This is a genomic window from Lysinibacillus sp. FSL L8-0126, from assembly GCF_038630385.1.
GTDB lineage: Bacteria > Bacillota > Bacilli > Bacillales_A > Planococcaceae > Lysinibacillus > Lysinibacillus fusiformis_D.
Genome location: NZ_CP152028.1, coordinates 2,883,610 through 2,903,912 on the forward strand (window position 1 = coordinate 2,883,610; position 20,303 = coordinate 2,903,912).

The following is a 20,303-nucleotide window of genomic DNA, read 5'->3' on the forward strand; positions in this document are numbered from 1 at the left end:
AAACAGCCATGAACAGCACTTTAAAAGATAAAATAACGACATCACAAGCAGTTGTTATTATTATTAACTATATTCTTGCCACTGGAATTCTTACCTTACCTCGTGCATCTGTAGAAAAAGTAAAAACGCCGGATGTATGGATTAGTGTTTTTTTAGGTGGGGTTGTTGCCATGATTGCGGGCGTAATTATTGTCAAGCTAAGCCAACAATATCCTGACAAAACATTTTATCAATACAATCAAGATATTATAGGGAAATGGTTGGGCTCATTCATAAGTATATGTGTAATTGTCTACTTTTTTACCATTTCTGCTTTTGAGGTTCGCATAATGGCTGAAGTAACCTCTCTCTTCTTATTAGAAGGAACACCTACATGGGCTATCATTTTGCCCTTTTTGTGGGTAGGGATTTATTTGATTAGTGGTGGCATCAATACAATTGCTCGTTTGTTTGAAATCATTTTCCCTATAACCTTTGTGATTTTTTTGCTCGTGGCCTTTTTAAGCTTAGGAATCTTTGAAATCGATAATCTTAGACCAGTATTAGGTTTGGGTGTTGTACCCATGTTAAAGGGGATCAAAACAGCGACACTGGCATTTTTAGGTCCTGAAATTATGCTGCTTATAGTAGCATTTATGTATCCATCAGATAAATCAAAAGCTGTAAAGGTTGTACTAGTGGGCATAACGATTCCTTTACTTTTTTATGTTATTACAGTTGTTATGGTTATTGGAGCTTTATCCATTGAAGGGGTTATGACAAGGACATGGCCCACGATTGAATTGATGCGAAGTTTTGAAATTCCTGGATTAATTTTTGAACGCTTTGAGTCGTTTTTACTGGTCATCTGGATTATGCAAATATTTGCTACCTTCTCGATTACCTATTATGCAGCTGCTTTAGGATTAGCTCAACTTTTTAAGAAAAGTATGAATCCTTTCTTATACGGATTATTACCGATTATTTATATCATTGCGATGACGCCAAAAAATATTAATGATCTTTTTACATTTGGCGATAAGATTGGCCATGCTGCACTAATTTTATTTGGTGCCGTACCTATAATTTTACTCCTTATATCGAAATGGAGAGGAAATAAAGCATGAAGCGAAAACATCAATATATCCGATACCTTCTATTAATGACTGTATCCTTTCTTCTTACTGGTTGCTGGAGTAGTAAAGAGATTGAGGATTTAGGTATTATTGTAGGCACATCATTGGATTTAGAAACAGGTGATGTATCTTCTGAGGAGCAACAAGATGCTAGATATGCAAATAGGGATCTGCTAACAATTACCAATCAATTCATTACATCAGAGACAACAGTTTCTGGAACGAAAGAGGGTACCTTACCTGAAAAAGCATATAAAAATGTCACTGAAACGGGCGATGCGGTGTTGCCAACATTACGAAATATGCTTCTAAAAGTTGATAAACGCTCCTTTGCTGAACATTCCAAAGTGATTATTATTGGGGAAGATTTAGCCAGTACCGTCAATCTTCAACAAACACTAGATTTTTTTCTAAGAGAATTAGAAATACGACCGAGTGGCCTGCTCCTTATTGCTCAAAATCGTGCAAGTCAGGCACTTGAAACGAATGAACCAACGAAAATTCCAGCTTTTCAATTAGTGGAAATGATGGAGGGGCATGAAAGGACGACTAAGATTTTACCACCGATGACCGTTGCCAAGTTAGAAGGAAAGCTCTATTCAGACTCAAGCTTTTTATTGCAAAATGTGTTAGCGGAAGATGGGGAAGTAAGGTTTGCAGGAGCTGCTGTCATTGAAGGCAAAACGAAAAAGTTGCGTGGCTTTTTAAATGAAAGTGACTTGGAAGGAATTGCATGGATAACAGGCGAAGGGAAAGGTGGTTTAGTCAAAGGCTTTGATGAGGAGTCAGGGGCACCCATTATCTATGAAATTATTTCAGCTAAAAGTAAAATTATTCCTCTCATAAAGGACGATCAAATCTCTTTTACCATAAAAATTCAAACAGAGGGTAGAATCTCTGAACATTGGGTCCTATCAGATAAGGCATTTGACAATCGATTTTTGAAAAAAGCGGAGAAAGTATTTGAAAAAGAGATTGAACGATTAGTGAAGAAGGTTTTGGAAAAAACGCAACATGAATTTCAAACGGATGTTGCTGGATTTGGCAATAAAATAAGAATAGATTATCCAAAGGTATGGCAAAAAATAAAAAAAGATTGGGATCAAACATTTAGTGAGGTTCCAATCACATGTGAAGTGAATGTAACCATTAAAGATTATGGGACGTCAGGTGATTAACGAGGTTAATCATCTTTTTTTGTCTATTTTGTATATACTGGAATTAAAGTCCGTATTATTAAACATTCGAAAAGATGGGAGATAAAAGACATGCAATATATCGTTCAATCAATCGCTACAGTTTATAACAATCGGCAAATGATCAAAGATGATCATTGGGGAGAGATTATTTCAACTATTGAACTTGCTGATCATATCCAGGAGGCATCCTTAAAAGGAATAGGAGATTTTTCTCATCTAGAAATTATTTTTTATTTTGATAAAGTTACAGACGATCATATCCAATATGAGGCGAGACATCCTAGAAATAATCAAAATTATCCCGAGGTCGGCATTTTCGCGCAAAGGGGTAAGAATAGACCCAATAAATTAGGAAGTACAATCGTTGAGTTATTAGAGGTCAAACCAAGAGCATTAATCGTCCAAGGGCTAGATGCCATTGATGGCACACCTATACTAGATATAAAGCCTGTGATGAAAGAGTTTTTACCTAAAAAGGATGTTCAACAGCCAGCATGGTCAATAGATTTAATGAGGGCCTACTGGGGGTAATAAAGTTGTTAAAGCGAAGACATTTGAGTCTAAGAAAATTGTTGCATTATGCAATGGATGCAGAGCATACTTGTGTAGTAATCGAGGGGAGTTGCATGCTCCCCCTGAATTTTTATAGAATAATTCCCTCTTGATAAAGAATGCTAATGGCATGAGAACGATTTCTGGCATGTAATTTTTTGATAGCAGATTTGACATATTGGGTAATAGTTAATTCACTTAAATCCATAAAATCTGCAATTTCCTTCGTACTTCCCCCTTGTGCTACCTGTCTCATCACCTCCAGCTCACGTTTGCTAAGAAGGCCTTCCTTTTTGCTATTTCTAGCTTGCATGATAAGCTGACCAATAACATTTCCAAAAGCTGTCATGTCATCCAATAGCTTTTCATTTATAGCGATTTCCTCTTCCAATTGTGTACTACAAATATAGCCGAAAACATATTGGCCAATGAAGATGGGAATGATTAAAAATGAATTATTTTGTGAGGGAATAGAATATTTAATACTTATATTTTTTAAATAATCCATTCCTGTACAAAATTTAGCCTTCTTGTCCTCAATAGCAGCATAAATAATAGGGAAGCTACGAATCTCCTCTCGAATTTCACCGATATGACTACCTCCAGATTCATTCAAAAAAATGATTCCTTCAGCTACAAAGCCTATTGGAGAATACCTTAATAAGTAGGCATCTTTGATAGGAAAAGAATCTAAATATACCTGCAAAATATGTATCAACAGCTCTTCATGATTGGCATAACTTTGTACCGTGTCGAAACGTTTTTGAATGGTATAAAGATTGGACATGACCTATCCCCTTTTTTAAGTATATACTACGCTTAAAATAAGGAATTTTCAATATTTTCTGTAAGTTGTAGTATTTAAGCTAAGGAAATCCAGTATTTTCTTGTATTTGTATTTAATAATTTATTGGAGTGAGGGGTGTAGTGGGTGAATAGCCAAACAATTAAAGAGGTGGATGCAGTTGTTTTAGGCGCTGGCTTTGCAGGCTTGTATATGTTACATCAGCTGAGGAGTAAAGGTTTTTCTACCATTGTATGCGAGGCTGGAGATGGTGTAGGCGGTGTTTGGTATTGGAATCGTTATCCGGGCGCTAGATGTGATATAGAAAGCATCTATTATAACTATACATTTTCAAAAGAGTTGTATGAAGAATGGACTTGGACATCTAGATTTCCAGAACAAGCGGAAATATTACGTTATTTAAATTACGTGGCAGATCGCTTTCAATTGCGAACGGATATCCAATTTAATACAAGGGTCACTGCAGCACATTTTGATGAGGAACGTCATAAATGGATTGTTTATCTAAACGACGGACAGCACATCTTAGCAAAGTATTTTATTACAGGAATAGGCTGTCTGTCTGCTGCCAATGTTCCTAACATTCAAGGACTGCAACAGTTTAGCGGAAATTGGTATCACACGGGGCATTGGCCACATGAAAAGGTTGATTTTACAGGGAAACGAGTAGGAATTATCGGGACAGGCTCCAGTGGTATTCAAGCCATACCTGTAATTGCGAAAGAAGCAGAGCAGCTTACTGTATTTCAACGGACACCACAATATACGATTCCAGCTCGTAATCATCCATATGATGAGAACTTTATCAAAGAAACCAAGCAAAATTTCGAAGCTTTAAAGCAGTCGATGAGAAATTCTATATCAGGTACACCTTTTGCACAAAATCAGCAATCTGCAATGGAGGATAGTGATGATAAAAGGATGACGGTTTTTGAGGAAGCTTGGGCACAAGGTGGTTTTGCCTTCGCAGCCACTTATGATGATTTGTTAACAAATGAACAATCCAATGAAAAAGCAGCGGAATTTATTCGCTCTAAAATACGACAAATTGTGAAAGACCCTGTGGTAGCAGAAAAATTATGTCCGAAGTATATGTATGGCACGAAAAGACAGGTTTTAGATAGTGATTATTTTGAAGCCTACAACAGGGAGAATGTTGTACTGGTGAATGTAAAAGAATCACCTATCAAAAAAATAACAGAAACAGGTATTCAAACGACGGATGAACATTACGATTTAGATCGTATCATTTTTGCAACAGGCTATGATGGCATGACAGGACCATTATTTAAAATTGATATAAGGGGAAGGAACGGTGAGACATTAAAGGAAAAATGGGAGGATGGTGCTTCTGTTCAAACATATCTCGGACTAACAACAGCAGGTTTTCCTAATTTATTTATGATTACTGGTCCAGAAAGTCCATCTGTCCTCGTGAATATGCCAATCGCTATTGAGCAGCATGTAGAATGGATTGCACAATGTATCGATTACTTGCGTGAGCATGACATTGACCTTGTGGAACCACATAAAGAAGCCAAGGAAGCTTGGAGCAAGCATTGTCGAGAGGTTGCTAACACAACACTTTACGTCAAAGGTGATTCCTGGTATACGGGAGCTAATATTGAAGGTAAACCCCGCAGTTTTTTAATTTATCTGGGCGGATTTGATTATTATACAAAGCATTGTCATGAGGTGGCTCAAAATAATTATGAAGGCTTTAAATTAATGAGATTAAAATCAATATCATAGTTTGCAAGAGAGGAGCATATATCAATATGGGACAACAAGTAGTCATTATTACAGGTGCAGGAAATGGTATAGGGAGAGAAACAGCAAAATTACTAGCCACACAGGACAAGGCATTAGTATTAGTAGATTTTGATGAGAAAAGTGGTCAAGACACACTACACGCTGTGAAGGAACATCAACAACAGGCTATCTTTGTCCACGCAGATGTTTCGAAAAGCCAAGACGTGAAGAAATATGTGGAGGCTGCAAAAGAAGCGTTTGGTAGAATTGATGCGTTCATCAATAATGCAGGTGTGTTAAGCCCGCCATCTTTACTAGCAGATTTAGAGGAAGAGACATTTGATAACGTCATTTCGGTCAATCTAAAAGGAACTTTTTTAGGCTTAAAATATGTATTAAAAGAGATGGAGCAACAACAGTCAGGTGTCATCGTGAATACTTCTTCAGCGGCAGGAATACAAGGACAACCCTATTTAGGCGGCTATGCTGCTAGTAAGCACGGTGTTATTGGGTTAACTAGAACTGCTGCCATTGAATATGGTCCTAGCGGTATACGAGTAAATGCTATTTGTCCAGGTGGTGTAATGACTAATATGACAAAGGGCTTAACGTCCAGTCCAGAGGAAAACGGCCCCCTAAGAAGATTAGCAGATGCTTCTGAAATCGCAAATGTAATCGCTTTCTTAATTTCGGAGGAAGCCTCTTATGTGAATGGCGCTGTCGTACCAATTGATGGCGGTTTAACATCGTAAAAAATATTTTAAATAAGAAAGGAAGAATTTTAATGGAACATCGTATTGATTCAGAACTAAGAGAAACGTTAGCAATTTTCCCCCCATTAGATTTAGATAATGTACAGGCAACAAGAGAAGGAATGGCAGCCGTTGCTGTGCCAGCTCCGATAGATGAACAGATAACAGTTGAAAATAAAGTGATTCAAGGGCCTGATGACAACAATTCTCTTCGCATTCGTATTTATAAGTCAAAAGAGCAGAAAGAAATTTCCCCAGGGCTACTATGGATTCATGGCGGCGGCTATGTCTTAGGTGCTCCAGAAGGAGATGATTTGCTTTGTCAGCGCTTTGTTAATGAAGCGAAGTGTGTGGTTGTATCTGTAGACTATCGACTTGCTCCTGAACATCCTTATCCAGCACCACTTGAAGATTGTTATGCTGCGTTAAAATGGGTAGCAGATCATGCGGACGAATTAGGGATTGATCCCAGTCGTTTAGGAATTGCTGGAGCAAGTGCTGGAGGAGGTCTCACAGCTGCACTCGCATTACTTACTCGAGATCGTAATTATCCAAAGCTTAGTTTCCAAATGCCTCTATATCCAATGATAGATGATCGGAATAACACACCATCTTCATTGGAAATTACGGGACATATGATCTGGAACCACTCGCTCAATCAAAAAGGCTGGGAAATGTATTTGAGTGGAGAGAACGGCAGCGACAATGTGTCACCATATGCCGCAGCAGCTAGAGCAGATGATTTATCAGGATTACCGTTTACGTATACATGTGTTGGACAATTAGATCCATTCCGTGACGAGACTTTACAATATGTGACAAAGCTATGTCAGGCTGGAGTAGATGTCGAATTCCACTTATACCCAGGTTGCTATCATGGCTTTGAAAGTATTGCTCCAACAGCCGCAGTCAGTCAAAGGGCTGCCACAGAGTATGTAGAAGCTGCTAAATATGTTTTGCATCGAAAGATTTCAGTGCCTTTATAAATAACTTACAAAAGTCTCGAAACTTTGATTTAAAAAAGTTTCGAGACTTTTTTGGCAATCATAATTACATCATAACTAGTTTGTAATGCCACCTTTTAGGTTAGACTTTTATCGAGTGAAAGGAGGAGAATACAAATTGCTACAATTTGATTCAAAAATTGTTGGAAAAGAGATTGGTTTCGGCTATTTACGTGATAAAATTGCCAATCGAGGTTTTACGATTGGTGGGAATTGGGAGTATTATAAAGGAAGCTTCGATTCGATATTATGGAAAGAGGCAGGGGAAACTATTTATTTGCGTGTTCCCTTTATCGTAACATCAGGGGAACTTGATAATGAGGATGCCCAAATTCGTTTTCAAAAACCATTTGTCATTAAGCATGTTGAGAATATAGGTCTAGATTATGATGAGGGGTCTTTACTTGATGCAACTGGTGTTAGTCAATTCCAAACTCCGCTTGATAAAGACGGGTATATTCACGATAAAAGTAGATGGATTCAAGCAGGCGAACAAGCTGTTGAAGAAAAAGTGCTACCTTTTTTTATGCATTAGCTAGATAAATTTGAATAGCTAATGGCTAAAATTATATGCCTTTTTTCCTTTTTATTATTGGGAACTTGTAATCAAAAATAGAAATAGAATTGTCGTAAGAATTTTCCAACATTATAATAGTGTTAACGTACACTACTAGAAGAGGTGAGTTTATGGACAAAATAGCTATAGATGATTTTCAACATTCCCATCAGAAATTGCAACAAGAAAGACTCATCCATCGAAAAGAAGCGTATCTTGATGTGTTAGCGAAAACAAAAGCATTTGGTGAAATAATCACTTTTGAAGGTATAAAAGGTAATAAAAGAGACGTCTAGGGGACGTCTCATGTTGTTGAAATAAGATCATGTCAATAGCAGAAAAAGAACTTTTAGCGAGGGGTTGATTTCCGTTCCACCAGCGTCCTTTCCAGGGGGCGTCCGCTGAGCCGCTTCACTCACTTCCGTTCGCTCCAGGGTCTCAGCTGTGACGCTAAATCCCCTAGGAGTGACGCTGGCTCCACTTCAATCAACCATTTGGCAAAAGTGGCTTTTCTTTCTCTTTCATACGAGCCGTCACGATCAAAATCGCTCCTTATTTGCCTGATGAGAGAAAGGAAAGCTCCTTATTTTCAATGTGGAGAAGTGATGCGTGACAACACCTCTTCATAAAGAGTAGGGAACACCTTCGCTTTATTTGAAAACCTTTGTTGAAAAGAAACATCTTTATGGATTGGAGTGGAAGGCTACTTGACTCCCGTGGGATAGCGAGACAGGCGAGCCCCTGCACGGAGCGGTAGCGGAGGAAGCGGCTCGGCGCTCGCCCACAGGAAAGCAAGTAGCCTGCAACGGAAATCTATTTTTACCTTTCACAAAATTTCTATAGATCGTTTTGTTTTTCAACACTAAGAGACGTCTAGGGGCGTCTTTTTCTATTTTCTTAATGCATTAAAAATGAAAGGGTGAACAACAATGAAATGTATCATGCCATTATTACTGCTAGTAATGGTTTTATGTGTTGCTTGCGCGCCACCTAAGGACAAGAATGACGGAGGTTTAGAAAAAGAGGAAACGCGCATGGCTCCTTCAATAAATTCAACAGTAGAAATACTGGCAAATCAATTGCAAACACCATGGTCGATTCAAAAAAATGGTACTGTTTTTTATGTAGCAGAAAGGCCTGGTAGTATTGTGAAAATTGAGGAAGGAGGAGCAGTTGACAGGCAACAGGTCATCCTCGATAAGGAGCTTTCAACAGCGCCAGAAGCTGGTTTATTGGGGTTTGTATTAGCACCTAATTTTTCAGACAAACAGATTGCCTTTGCTTATTATACGTATGTTGAAGGAAGCGAGCAGTTTAATAGAATTGTTACATTAACCTTTAACGATAATAAGTGGTTAGAAACGGATCTTATCATAGATCGAATAAAGAGTGGTACATATCATCATGGTGGTCGTTTAAAAATAGGGCCTGATGGTAAACTGTATGCAACAGTAGGTGATGCGACGCAACCTTCCTTAGCACAAAATTTAGATGCTCTAGAGGGAAAAATTTTACGCATCAATTTGGATGGCTCCATACCGAACGATAATCCTTTTCCACAGTCCTATGTATACAGCTATGGACATCGAAATCCACAGGGCTTGACCTGGGCAACAGATGGTACGATGTATGCCAGTGAGCATGGCAATGCCGCAAACGATGAAATTAATATAATCGAGAAGGGGAAGAATTATGGATGGCCCGATATTGAAGGAACAAAAAAACAGCAAGGTATGATCACACCTCTCTTTACATCAGGTACTTCTAAAACGTGGGCACCATCTGGCATTGATATGATGGATGATCAATTATATGTCGCAGCTTTAAGAGGTAGTGCAGTGTTAGCGTTTGCTGTGAAAGAAAACAAATATATTGAACGATTGTCGGAATTTGGAAGAGTTCGTGATGTCTTTGTGGATGACGCATTTCTTTATTTTATTAGCAATAATACAGATGGTCGAGGAAGCCCACAGTCACAGGACGATAAACTATATCGGATACCATTGTGATATACTATTTGTGAAGACATAGAAGGGTATAAGGAATGGGGAGGACTAACATTGGCTAATTATCTTAAAATCGCAGTGGCAATTGATTTCTCGGAACAATCATTAAAAGCATTGGATCGAGCAAGTCACTTAGCCATGCAACACAATGCTATTTTGCAATTAGTGAACGTCATTGATACAAAATCATTTGGAGCGGTATCTGCATATGATTTGAAATATGCGGAGGAACTAAAGAAAGAAAACGTTGTAAAAATGGAACAGTTGGAAAAAGAGGCATTGCAGACAGGAGTCAAAACCGTGGAATCTGTAGTAGAAGCAGGCTCACCAAAAGGTATTTTAACGCAATTACCGAATGTGGACTTAATTGTCTGTGGTGCAACAGGGTTAAATCGTATGGAGAAAATGATGTTAGGATCTGTTGCAGAGAAAGTAGTGCGCTATGCTCTATGTGATGTGCTAATTGTCCGTTAATTTTTTGAATAAAAAAGACCTGCTTGTGCTAGTAGACAAGCAGGTTTTTTCATTATTATTCGATTGTTTGAGCGTTATCAATAATGCTTTGAGGAATATCAATTGTTTTTAGGTGGTTGAAATCAGTGTAAGTAACGACTGATTTTGTATTCATGATTAATTCGTCACCTTCTACGGCCATTTTTAAATCAAAATTCATATCCATTTTTTTTGTATCGAAAGTCTCTTTATCGATGTGTAATACATAGTTGATTTTTTCAATTGTTAATTGATCCATTGGATTTTCTTCTAATCCCATATCCTCGATAGATTTAGTGATCTCAGAATCAATTAGCTCTTTAAATTTATCGCCTTTTGCTTCTAAAGTAAGGACATACTCATCGTCTGTTTGTTCAAATTTAAAATCACCAATGAATTTTTTTAGATGTTCTAGCTGTTCTTTCGCATCTGCAGAAGCAGCCGTTTGATCTAAAATCTCATCAAAATTCTCATCAGGTAACTTGATCCAGCTATCAGTTGTCATATCTTTCATGAAAAGACCAGTGTCTTTCTTCATGTACATTTCTATTGGCATGTCCGTTGTTTCTTCGCCTTCACTCATCATATCGGGCATCGACATTGAACCTGACAAATGCATTGCAAGTGGGTCAACAATGATGTCCATGTCCATTTTAGAGTCGATAGAAAATTCCATAGCCTCTTTACCAGATCCAACCTTTGTTACCTGTGTCATGTCCATATTGGCACTTGCACTTTTAATGTCAGCCTGGCGGTCCACTGCTTTGTCATACACTTGTTCTAAAGTGAGTTTGCTTGTTTTAGTTGTGTCTTTCGTAGGGGTAGCACTCGAGTTACAAGCTGCAAGTGTCAATGCTAGTGTCCCAACTGCTAATACTTTAAAAATTTTCTTCATTACTTTCATCTCCTATTCTTGGTAAAAAACACTATCTACTACTATACGCCCTAAAAAAGGAAAAGTTTCGTTATTTTTTAAAAAAGACTAAGCTTTTATTAAAAAAATAACATTCTTTTCACAACTGCACGTGATAAACATGCAAAAATTAATAAAGGTACAGAAGCCATAATTAAAAAGGAAAAAGCTGTCACCAAGCAATTGTTCAATGACAATAGCTTGGGACAGCTTTTTTGATTATCTTTGTTCTGCAGAGATTTAAGTGTCCGCTGATCACGATAATGCCCTGATGTAATGGATTAATTATAACCCCAGATCATGGCGAATAATGTACCAATGATTGTGACTACACCTACGAATACTGAATATAAAATCGTTGTATACAACGTTTTCTTATCTTCAGATTCACCGATGTGCATGAATAATACTAATTGTACAGTTGCTTGTGCAAGGGCAGTTACTAGTAAAATTCCAAATGCCATATTAAGAGACATATCGAATTTAACAACAGCTAAAGCTACAATTGTTAGTAATAGTGAGAAGCCGAAGCCCATCACATGTTGTTTTGGGAATAATTCCTTCATCAGCTAATCAGTCCTTTCAAGTAGACGAAGCTGAAGATGAAAATCCAAACAACGTCTAGGAAATGCCAGTACAATGAGAAGATAAACGCTTTGTTCGCTGTTTGTGGATTTAAACCACGTTTAGCCACTTGGATTAAAATAGCTACGCCCCAGAAGAAACCAAATGTTACGTGGGCACCGTGCGTTCCAAGTAAAGTCATTAAGGACGATAAGAATGCGCTTGTTTGAATCGTCGCACCTTCGTGTACATAAGTGACAAATTCATCAATCTCAATAGCTAAGAAGCCAAGACCTAGTAAAAGAGTGATGATAAAGAATGTCATCATCGCTTTTTTACGACCAATACGCATTGCATGAACACCAAGACCAATTGTGAAACTACTTGTTAATAATAAGAATGTTTCCCATAGCACTGGAGTTAATTCGAAAATTTCGGCACCATTTGGGCCACTACCTGTACGTGTATGAAGTGTGAAATACACTGTAAATAATGTGGCAAATAACACGATTTCGGCGCCGAGGAAAATCCAGAAACCAAAGATTTTTAGACGGTTTTCCTCTGTACTATATTCTAATGGAAGTGAAGAATCGATTTTCATATTATTTATCACCTCTCAAGCTTTTTTCAGTTGCCATTACTTCCTCAACTGAAATGTAACGACCATGATCTTTTTCGAATGAACGATGGATCATGAAGCCAAATACACCAAGCATACTGATGATGGCTGGAATCCATAGATTGAATACAGCGAAGAATGCTGCAAGGAAGAAGAATCCACTCATCCAGAATGGTGTGCCTGTATTATTTGGCATGTGAATTTTTTCGATTGGACCTGCAGTAATATCGCGACCTTCTTTTTTCGCGAACCAAAACTCATCTAAGCGAGTAACAGTAGGCACTACGGCAAAGTTATATTCTGGTACTGGAGAATGTGTAGCCCACTCAAGTGTACGACCATCCCAAACATCTGCCTTTTCATTGCGAGGCATATGTTTCCAGCTGTAGTAAATGTTATAAACAATTAATGCAAAGCCGACTGCAAGTCCTAGCGCACCGATGAACGATAACATGTTCAATGGACCATAACCAGTGGACTCTGAATAAGTGTACATACGACGAGCATAACCATCTAAACCTAAAATAAATAGTGGGAAGAATGTTACGTTGAAGCTAATGGCAATGAACCAGAAGCCAGCTTTCCCTAATTTTTCATTTAAACGGAAACCGAACATTTTTGGCCACCAGTAGTGGTAACCTGCAAGTACACCAAATACTGTACCTGGAATTAATACATAGTGGAAGTGGGCAACTAAGAACATCGTATTATGATATTGGTAGTCGGCACTTGCCATCGCGAGCATAACCCCTGTAACCCCACCAATAGTGAAGATAGGAATAAAGCCAAGTGCATAAAGCATCGGTGTTGTAAATTGAATTTTCCCGTGCCTCATTGTGAGTAGCCAGTTAAATATTTTAACACCAGTAGGAACTGCGATTGCCATTGTTGTAATAGAGAAAACACTGTTAACCATTACACCGTGACCCATTGTATAGAAGTGGTGGGCCCAAACTACGAATGATAGTAGGGAAATGACCACCATACTCATCACCATTGATTTGTAACCGTATAAGTTTTTACGTGCAAACGTTGCAATGATTTCTGAGAAAATACCGAAAGCAGGTAGGATAACGATATAAACCTCAGGATGTCCCCAAACCCAGAATAGGTTGGCCCAAAGCATATCCATACCACCGTCTTGCATTGCAAAGAATTTTGTGCCGAATTGACGGTCAAACATCATAAGTGCAAGCGCTACAGTTAATACTGGGAACGCGAATACGATAATAATGTTTGTAATTAAAATAGACCAAGAAAACATTGGCATTTTCATTAATGTCATACCAGGGGCACGCATTTTAATGATCGTCGTGATAAAGTTAACACCTGTCATTAAAGTACCAATACCTGATAATTGAAGTGCTAAAGAATAATAGTTATTCCCTACAGTCGGACTAAATTCCGTACTTGCAAGAGGGAAGTAGGCTGTCCAACCAGCGTCTGGTGAACCACCGATAATGAATGATAAGTTTAATAAACCAGCACCTGCTGCAAATAGCCAGAAGCTGACAGCGTTTAGACGTGGGAAAGCAACGTCACGTGCACCGATTTGAAGTGGAATGACAATGTTCATTAAGCCGATCACAAATGGCATCGCCATAAAAAGAATCATTAATAAACCGTGTGTTGTGAAAATTTCATTATAGTGTTGTGCATCAAGAAGTCCGTTATCTGGAACGGCTGTTTGTGCACGCATTAACAGTGCATCGATACCACCGCGGAATAGCATTAATAAGGCTACTGCGATATACATAATCCCGATTTTTTTATGGTCAACAGTTGATAGCCAGTTTTTGTAGAAATAGCCCCATTTTTTGAAATAAGTAAGGCCTGCTACGATAACCACTGCACCAACTACGATACTAATAGCTGCCGCTAAAATCATCGGTTCTTGCATTGGATGGAATAATTCTTCCATACTCATTGGATGCGCTCCTTTCAAAATTAAAAATAAATGTAAATATTCGTTCGAATAAAAAATTAGTGATGTCCTGAATGCTCTTCAGACATATCCTCATGATCCATGTCATCCATATTCATGTGTTTACCATGTTCCATTGGAGCTGGTCTGAAGTCTAAGTGTGTAGATGAGAAGCTTTGGCGACCAACATGCTCCGCCTCTAATAGCTCGTCAAATTTTTCTTCAGTTAATGGTGCTTCTTTTGCTTTGACATCAGCAACCCATTGATCGAAATCTTCTTGCGTCATAGTTTGTGCTTCAAATTCCATTTCTGCAAAGCCACGACCATTAAAGTTAGAGTTACGTCCCATAAATGAACCAACTTCATCTGCAGCCAAGTGAATCGTTGTTAACATATCACTCATGGCATATTTTTGACCTGCTAATTGAGGAATCCAGAAACTTGTAATTGGACCAAATGAATAAAGCTTAAACTCTATTGGACGATCCACTGGAATGTTTACATAGTTAACTGTTTCAACACCTTCTTCAGGATAACTGAAGTGCCATTTCCAGTTTGATGATGATGCATAAATAACTAAAGGCTCCTTATCGTCATAACCCGCAGGTTGGGCTTCTACTGTAGAAGTTGTTCTTACTGTAACAACAGCTAAGAAAGCTACGATAATAATTGGAATTACTGTCCATGTAATTTCAAGAAGATGGCTACCCTCTTCATGAGGAGGCTCATAATCTGCAGATGCTTTTGATGCGCGATATTTTGTTAGCATAAAGGCTAAAAGCACATACACGACTAGTAATATAAAGGCCATTGTAATAATGGATAAGATAATTGTGTTTGATAATGTTTCGGCATTAGGTCCTTTTGGGTTGAACACTGTTAATGGTTCACAACCAGCAAGAAGAGCAAGCGCACTCAATGCTACAAACATTAAACTTAATTTTTTCTTCATGTTTGACTCCTTTCTATAAGAACGGCTATTCATAAAATTCATGTGTTTTTTGTCAGTCTCACATTTACAAATAGTAGATACTGAGGTCACCTCTTTTATCTTGGAGTATCAATCAACAGCATAAGAATTTACAATGGCATGGTTCAATATGAAACATAAAATCTAGTGTTGATTGATGTGATGCAAGTGTTAGCAAAATCAAAGCGATGTGCAATCGTTTCTAAAGACGTACTTGCCTGACTACGATTGTCACATTTTGTCGTTGTTTGCACATTGGATTATACGCCCTGTTTTTAAGAAAAAACATAATTTTGTTATGAAAATGATAGTAAGACGACACCGAATTTGAACATTTTTTGAACGAAAATCGTTATTTTAGTATTGGTATTTATAGGTTTTTATTAATAAACACTGTGGAAACGTTGAAAATGCTGGATTCCTCATGTTTACCTAAGTAAATAAATTTTTTTGTGAAAAATAGCATTTCACATTTTGGACGCTGTTTTGTAATAAAATCAGCGCCTAATAAGTCGTTACAACACTTTTTGTTTGCCTTTTTTTAAAAAAAGGAGTAAACGCAATAGCGTTGTGTGGAAACTATAGGATGAATTTTCAATGTAAGGAATTTGCAATAAGGGAATAATTGGAGGGGGTTATTAATTATGTTAATATAACTATTACTTTTCTTTAATATCCAATTTTTTACTTTGTTTATTCTATCTGAAAAGTAAAAAAGCAAACTAAGACTTGTCCTAGTTTGCTGGTGTTTTAGAAAATTTTTAAGTTATGGAGAAGGAAATGTAGTAAATCAGCATTTTTGAAGTTGACTGTCAATCCCCGAGCTTTAGCCATTTAGAAACTTGCCCATAAATCGTGTTTTGCAGTTGATGTGCTTTATTATTCATTTTCAACGAAAAATACAATGTTTTCATAAAGTTTAAGGTACAGGTGCGCCCACTAAAGAAGGAATTATTATAACCTTGTGTCATTAAATGCATTTCAAATCTATCAAAAGCCTGCTCTACAAACTCTATTAGTGCTTCTTCGGAATAATTTTGTTGTAATAGTGCGTCAACTATGTTGATTAAGCGCTCCTCTTCATCATTGATATAGACATTGTCCTTCCAAGTTACAAGCTTTAATGCGTGTAAGATTGATGGTGCGTATTGTAAATCGAATTTTGGATGTTTAATGGTCGTTGCAGCTAAGTCAGCACCGTGTGCAATGCTATGTGCCCATCCTTTATCCTGTACATAACCTCTTATATCTTGCTCCAATAATAGATAGCGTCCGATTTTTTTAAAGAAAATGTGTAAGTCATCATCGTTTAAAACTAATAATTCAGCATCCTTTGCAAGAAGCCCTGCTACAAGTAAAGCAGAAAATGAACGAGTAAAGACGCTATCTGTAGCTTTTTCACCAATATGTAAATATAAGAAATCCTCGCTAATTGCTGTTTCAAATAAATAGTGTAGTTGTTGGGGAGTTAATAAATTGTCACTTAGTAATTCAATGAAAGTCCGATAAATTAGGTGGTCGCGTAATTCTGCATCAACTGAGCCGATATGAGCTAACATTTCTTGTAATAACCAATCACTATGCTGTAGCATAAGTGCCTGTCGTTCAGAAAGTGTCATTGTAGAAAAAGACTGTAATGTTTCTTTAATGTTCATATTTGAGAAAGCCCCCATCATCATTTTTGTACTATATATTATAGCCTTTTTTATTTCGAATGGAGCAATTTGAAACCTTCATTATATGAAGAAAGGATATGTGGCTAATTACCAATATAACTTTTACAATATTATTTCCAGAAACTATAGAAAGTTGTTATGATAGAAACGCTACAAAATGGTAAAGCTTAAATGTGAACAATAAAAAAAGACATACCTATTTAAGTATGTCTTAGTCTAGTTAGACGATGATCGCCGCTTTTATGCCAATGGGCCATTCGATAAGGGTGTGCTGATTTGTTTTTAACTCGACAAGAATGTGGGTATTTTTGATCGCATCAATAAGCCATTCACTGTAATGATGATTTGGCTCAGGATGTTGTAAAATTTGCTGCATATCTTTTTTATCAACATGTAACAGCTTGTAGTTACATTCAATGTTTACTTTTTGAGGAATAATGGCAAGTGATTCATTTTGATGACCAAGTGCAATAGAACCAGGAATACACCCTTGAATACGTAAAATATAGGTGCAGGCTTCTTGCGTATAGACGTCAATTTTGGTGCGTGTTAAAAATTCAAATTCTATCGGCTTATCTTGAAAAGGTCCGTCCGCTGTAGAAAATGAAATGACTTTAATTGATAATGCCTCAAATGCAGATGAGATACAATGATCAAATTCTGTGATTGTATCTAGTAATTGCATGGATTCCACTCCTTATTAAGAACTTGATTTTCTTGAAGTAGCAGACATTAATAAAGAGCGTCCGCAATTTGTAATAAATTTTAGATTATTCTAATTATAATACAATTTATTACAAAATATGAATGTAAAGCAATGATTTTTTGTTAAAAATAAGAAACTTGTGGATTTTTTAGTAAATAACCGAAATGAAAAATAGAAATAAAGAGGTGAGAAAAATGACAAAACGAAAGCGTCATGTTCTTAAACATGACAATATTGTTGTTTTTCCTGGCACTGTCCAAACGTTACTACGTGAAGGGCATATGTTTGCTGAGAATTATCAATATGAAAAGGCGGTAGCCAGTTTTGAAAAGGCATTTGTCTATGAAGCGGGAGATGAATTTGCACTCAGTGCATATGCCTTTGCTTTATATGAATTAAAAGACTATGACAAAGCGAAAGGTGTTTGTGAACAGTTATTTACGATGGGAACGACACTTTATGTGGAAGTGATGGAATTGTACATTACAATATGTATGCAGTTGAAAGAATACCATCAGGTTGAGACATTAATTACGACGCTTCTTGAAGAAAATGTATTGCCTCATGATCAAGTGGAGAAATTTGAACGATTGAAGAGTTTAAATAGAGAAGTGTCTAAAAATCTAGAAAAAAGAGAAAATGCTCAGCTTTTAATAGAGGAACAGGAATATGAGCTGGAGAAATTTTGTGCGCTTACTCCAAATGAACAATCCATTCGTTTACATCGTCTGATGGATACAAATGTAAGACAATTAAAAACGGCACTAAAAGCGATTATTGAATGTTCAACGATTCATCCTTTTGTTCAGAGCTTGGCATTAATTTTATTAGTGGAACAAGAAGTAGCCATTGACGTTACCATAGCCAAATTTAAGCAAACCAAAAACGTTAATCCTGTCCAGTTAGTATTACCTAACCAGCTACCACAGTATGGCGAGATAAAAAATATAATAGAAAAGAAGCTAGAACAAGACCCAACGACATTAGAAATGGTACAATATTTAATGGCGAAACATGCTATTGTAACGTATCCGTTTGAATGGCATCCATTCGAAGCCGATGATGTTGCCTATAGTTATATTGATTTTGTCTCAGCGATGCTAGGTAATGTGCAGGAAATGGACTATGAACTCATCGACTTTTTACAAATGTTAGAAAAGCTAACAGAACTACATTAGGTATGAAATAAGTTGAAACTATACTCATCTATGTTATACTAAAATGGTTGTCAAAATCGTAGTTACGAATGAATTGTCTAACATCTAAACTTGATTATTTATTTGGAGGTATTTATACATGTCAGCAAAATGGGAAAAACAAGAAGGTAATATCGGTACTCTTACAATCGAAGTACCTGCTGTAGAAGTAGATGCAGCAATGGACCAAGCGTTCAAAAAAGTTGTAAAACAAATTAACGTACCAGGTTTCCGTAAAGGTAAAATGCCTCGTAAAATGTTTGAACAACGTTTTGGTATCGAATCTCTATACCAAGATGCATTAGAAATCATCGTTCCTGATTCTTATGCAAAAGCAATTGATGATGCTGGAATTATGCCAGTTGATTACCCAGAAATCTCTGGTACAGAAAACTTTGTACATGGCCAAGACTTCACTTTCACTGCACAAGTAACAGTGAAACCAGAACCAAAGCTTGGTGACTACAAAGGTCTAGAAGTATCTAAACTTCCAGTAGAAGTAACAGATGAAGAAGTGGATGCTCAAATTCAAGAACAATTAGCTCGTAAAGCTGAGCTAGAAATTAAAGAAGACGAAGCAATCGTAGATGGTGATACAGCTGTAATCGACTTCGAAGGTTTCGTAGGTGGAGAAGCTTTTGAAGGTGGTAAAGGTGAAGACTATCCACTAGAAATCGGTTCAGGTTCATTCATTCCTGGGTTTGAAGAGCAATTAGTAGGTGTAAAAGCTGGCGAATCTAAAGATGTTGTTGTGACATTCCCAGAAGAATACCATGCAGCTGAATTAGCTGGTAAAGAAGCTACGTTCAAAGTAACTGTGAAAGAAGTTAAAACAAAAGTTCTTCCAGAGTTAAATGATGAATTCGCAAAAGAAATTGATCCAGAAGTGGAAGGCGTAGAAGCTTTACGCGCTAAAATTAAAGAACAAACTGCAGAGCAAAAAGTAGCAGAATCAGATGCAGCTCTTCGTGATGAGCTAGTAGAAAAAGCTGCTGAAAATGCTGAATTTGAAGTACCAGCAGGTATGATTAACTCTGAAACTGATCGTATGTTACAAGAGTTCGGTCAACGCTTACAAACGCAAGGTATGAACTTAGATCTTTACTATCAATTCTCTGGTCAATCAGAAGAAGATCTACGTGGCCAAATGAAAGAAGAAGCAGAAAGCCGTGTACGTGTGTCATTAACACTTGAAGCGATTGCTGAAGCTGAAAAAATTGAGGCAACTGAAGCTGATATTGAAGCAGAATTAGAAAAAATGGCTGCTCAATTCAACATGACAAAAGATCAAATCACAGGTGCTTTAGGTGGAACAGCAGTACTTGAAAACGACATCAAAATCCAAAAAACAGTTGAATTTTTAGTAGAAAACGCTAAAATTACTGAATAGGTTTTTGTGTAATTAGATAGTTAAAAAAAACAAGGTACGGCATTAATCCGTGCCTTGTTTTATCACATAAACTCTTAAAATCAGTCCCCTTAAAGTTTAGTTCTCTTTTTA

The 20,303-nt window shown here is 37.2% G+C and carries 20 protein-coding genes; 12 read left to right on the forward strand and 8 right to left on the reverse strand.

Going from position 1 to position 20,303, the window contains the following annotated elements; all coding sequences use genetic code 11:
* Window positions 1–8: 8 nt before the first annotated feature.
* From MHI34_RS14120 to MHI34_RS14130, 3 genes are all read left to right on the forward strand, one after another.
* Window positions 9–1,106 (forward strand): spore germination protein, encoded by a 1,098-nt coding sequence (locus MHI34_RS14120; protein ID WP_036124259.1) that lies wholly within the window; start codon window positions 9–11, stop codon window positions 1,104–1,106.
* Window positions 1,103–2,293: a Ger(x)C family spore germination protein gene (locus MHI34_RS14125; protein WP_036124261.1), complete on the forward strand. Its 1,191-nt coding sequence runs from the start codon at window positions 1,103–1,105 to the stop codon at window positions 2,291–2,293. Before MHI34_RS14120 ends, MHI34_RS14125 begins: the two co-directional genes overlap by 4 nt.
* A 90-nt stretch (window positions 2,294–2,383) precedes the next feature.
* Window positions 2,384–2,845 carry an SAM-dependent methyltransferase gene (locus tag MHI34_RS14130; RefSeq protein ID WP_342503554.1) on the forward strand — a complete coding sequence of 154 codons (462 nt, stop codon included), beginning with the start codon at window positions 2,384–2,386 and terminating at the stop codon, window positions 2,843–2,845.
* A 112-nt stretch (window positions 2,846–2,957) separates the two neighbouring features.
* Here MHI34_RS14130 and MHI34_RS14135 read toward each other — a convergent pair whose 3' ends face one another.
* Window positions 2,958–3,653, reverse strand: coding sequence for a helix-turn-helix transcriptional regulator (locus tag MHI34_RS14135; RefSeq protein ID WP_058844352.1), 696 nt, complete (start codon window positions 3,651–3,653; stop codon window positions 2,958–2,960).
* Between the two features lie 144 nt (window positions 3,654–3,797).
* On the opposite strand from MHI34_RS14135, the gene MHI34_RS14140 reads away from it, so the two are divergent.
* The 7 genes from MHI34_RS14140 to MHI34_RS14170 all read left to right on the forward strand — a co-directional run bounded on the left by MHI34_RS14140 (window position 3,798) and on the right by MHI34_RS14170 (window position 10,215).
* Window positions 3,798–5,423, forward strand: coding sequence for an NAD(P)/FAD-dependent oxidoreductase (locus tag MHI34_RS14140; protein WP_342503555.1), 1,626 nt, complete (start codon window positions 3,798–3,800; stop codon window positions 5,421–5,423).
* A gap of 26 nt (window positions 5,424–5,449) precedes the next feature.
* On the forward strand, window positions 5,450–6,175 hold the full coding sequence (locus MHI34_RS14145; RefSeq protein ID WP_196243750.1) for an SDR family oxidoreductase: 726 nt from the start codon (window positions 5,450–5,452) through the stop codon (window positions 6,173–6,175).
* A 32-nt stretch (window positions 6,176–6,207) separates the two neighbouring features.
* The gene (locus tag MHI34_RS14150; RefSeq protein ID WP_342503556.1) at window positions 6,208–7,161 is read left to right on the forward strand and encodes an alpha/beta hydrolase; all 954 of its coding nucleotides are present in this window, start codon (window positions 6,208–6,210) and stop codon (window positions 7,159–7,161) included.
* 136 nt (window positions 7,162–7,297) lie between these two features.
* A complete protein-coding gene (locus tag MHI34_RS14155) occupies window positions 7,298–7,714 on the forward strand; it encodes a YugN family protein (protein ID WP_036128457.1) in 417 nt (138 codons plus the stop codon).
* Window positions 7,715–7,866: 152 nt separating this feature from the next.
* The gene (locus MHI34_RS14160) at window positions 7,867–8,031 is read left to right on the forward strand and encodes a hypothetical protein (RefSeq protein WP_186436205.1); all 165 of its coding nucleotides are present in this window, start codon (window positions 7,867–7,869) and stop codon (window positions 8,029–8,031) included.
* A gap of 633 nt (window positions 8,032–8,664) precedes the next feature.
* A complete protein-coding gene (locus MHI34_RS14165; protein WP_342503557.1) occupies window positions 8,665–9,744 on the forward strand; it encodes a PQQ-dependent sugar dehydrogenase in 1,080 nt (359 codons plus the stop codon).
* 51 nt (window positions 9,745–9,795) lie between these two features.
* Window positions 9,796–10,215 (forward strand): universal stress protein, encoded by a 420-nt coding sequence (locus tag MHI34_RS14170; RefSeq protein WP_036123932.1) that lies wholly within the window; start codon window positions 9,796–9,798, stop codon window positions 10,213–10,215.
* Between the two features lie 55 nt (window positions 10,216–10,270).
* Here the strand turns inward: MHI34_RS14170 and MHI34_RS14175 are convergent, their stop codons facing one another.
* From MHI34_RS14175 to MHI34_RS14205, 7 genes are all read right to left on the reverse strand, one after another.
* Window positions 10,271–11,128, reverse strand: a complete 858-nt coding sequence (locus MHI34_RS14175) for a DUF6612 family protein (RefSeq protein ID WP_058844877.1) — start codon at window positions 11,126–11,128, stop codon at window positions 10,271–10,273.
* A gap of 299 nt (window positions 11,129–11,427) precedes the next feature.
* Window positions 11,428–11,712 carry a cytochrome aa3 quinol oxidase subunit IV gene (qoxD, locus tag MHI34_RS14180; RefSeq protein ID WP_004226585.1) on the reverse strand — a complete coding sequence of 95 codons (285 nt, stop codon included), beginning with the start codon at window positions 11,710–11,712 and terminating at the stop codon, window positions 11,428–11,430.
* Window positions 11,712–12,311: a cytochrome aa3 quinol oxidase subunit III gene (gene qoxC, locus MHI34_RS14185; protein ID WP_004226587.1), complete on the reverse strand. Its 600-nt coding sequence runs from the start codon at window positions 12,309–12,311 to the stop codon at window positions 11,712–11,714. The genes qoxD and qoxC overlap by 1 nt, the downstream gene beginning before the upstream one ends.
* A gap of 1 nt (window position 12,312) precedes the next feature.
* On the reverse strand, window positions 12,313–14,256 hold the full coding sequence (qoxB, locus tag MHI34_RS14190; protein ID WP_036123939.1) for a cytochrome aa3 quinol oxidase subunit I: 1,944 nt from the start codon (window positions 14,254–14,256) through the stop codon (window positions 12,313–12,315).
* 56 nt (window positions 14,257–14,312) lie between these two features.
* Entirely contained in the window at window positions 14,313–15,206 is an 894-nt protein-coding gene (gene qoxA / locus MHI34_RS14195; protein WP_036123941.1) for a cytochrome aa3 quinol oxidase subunit II, read from the reverse strand.
* 830 nt (window positions 15,207–16,036) lie between these two features.
* Window positions 16,037–16,879 carry a DUF2785 domain-containing protein gene (locus MHI34_RS14200; protein WP_058844878.1) on the reverse strand — a complete coding sequence of 281 codons (843 nt, stop codon included), beginning with the start codon at window positions 16,877–16,879 and terminating at the stop codon, window positions 16,037–16,039.
* A gap of 241 nt (window positions 16,880–17,120) precedes the next feature.
* Window positions 17,121–17,585, reverse strand: a complete 465-nt coding sequence (locus MHI34_RS14205) for a hypothetical protein (RefSeq protein WP_036123947.1) — start codon at window positions 17,583–17,585, stop codon at window positions 17,121–17,123.
* Between the two features lie 215 nt (window positions 17,586–17,800).
* Between MHI34_RS14205 and MHI34_RS14210 the strand changes: the two genes are divergently transcribed.
* Both MHI34_RS14210 and tig read left to right on the forward strand, forming a co-directional pair.
* Window positions 17,801–18,784 (forward strand): DUF3196 family protein, encoded by a 984-nt coding sequence (locus tag MHI34_RS14210; protein WP_058844879.1) that lies wholly within the window; start codon window positions 17,801–17,803, stop codon window positions 18,782–18,784.
* Between the two features lie 118 nt (window positions 18,785–18,902).
* A complete protein-coding gene (gene tig / locus MHI34_RS14215) occupies window positions 18,903–20,192 on the forward strand; it encodes a trigger factor (RefSeq protein WP_036123952.1) in 1,290 nt (429 codons plus the stop codon).
* Window positions 20,193–20,303 lie beyond the last annotated feature (111 nt).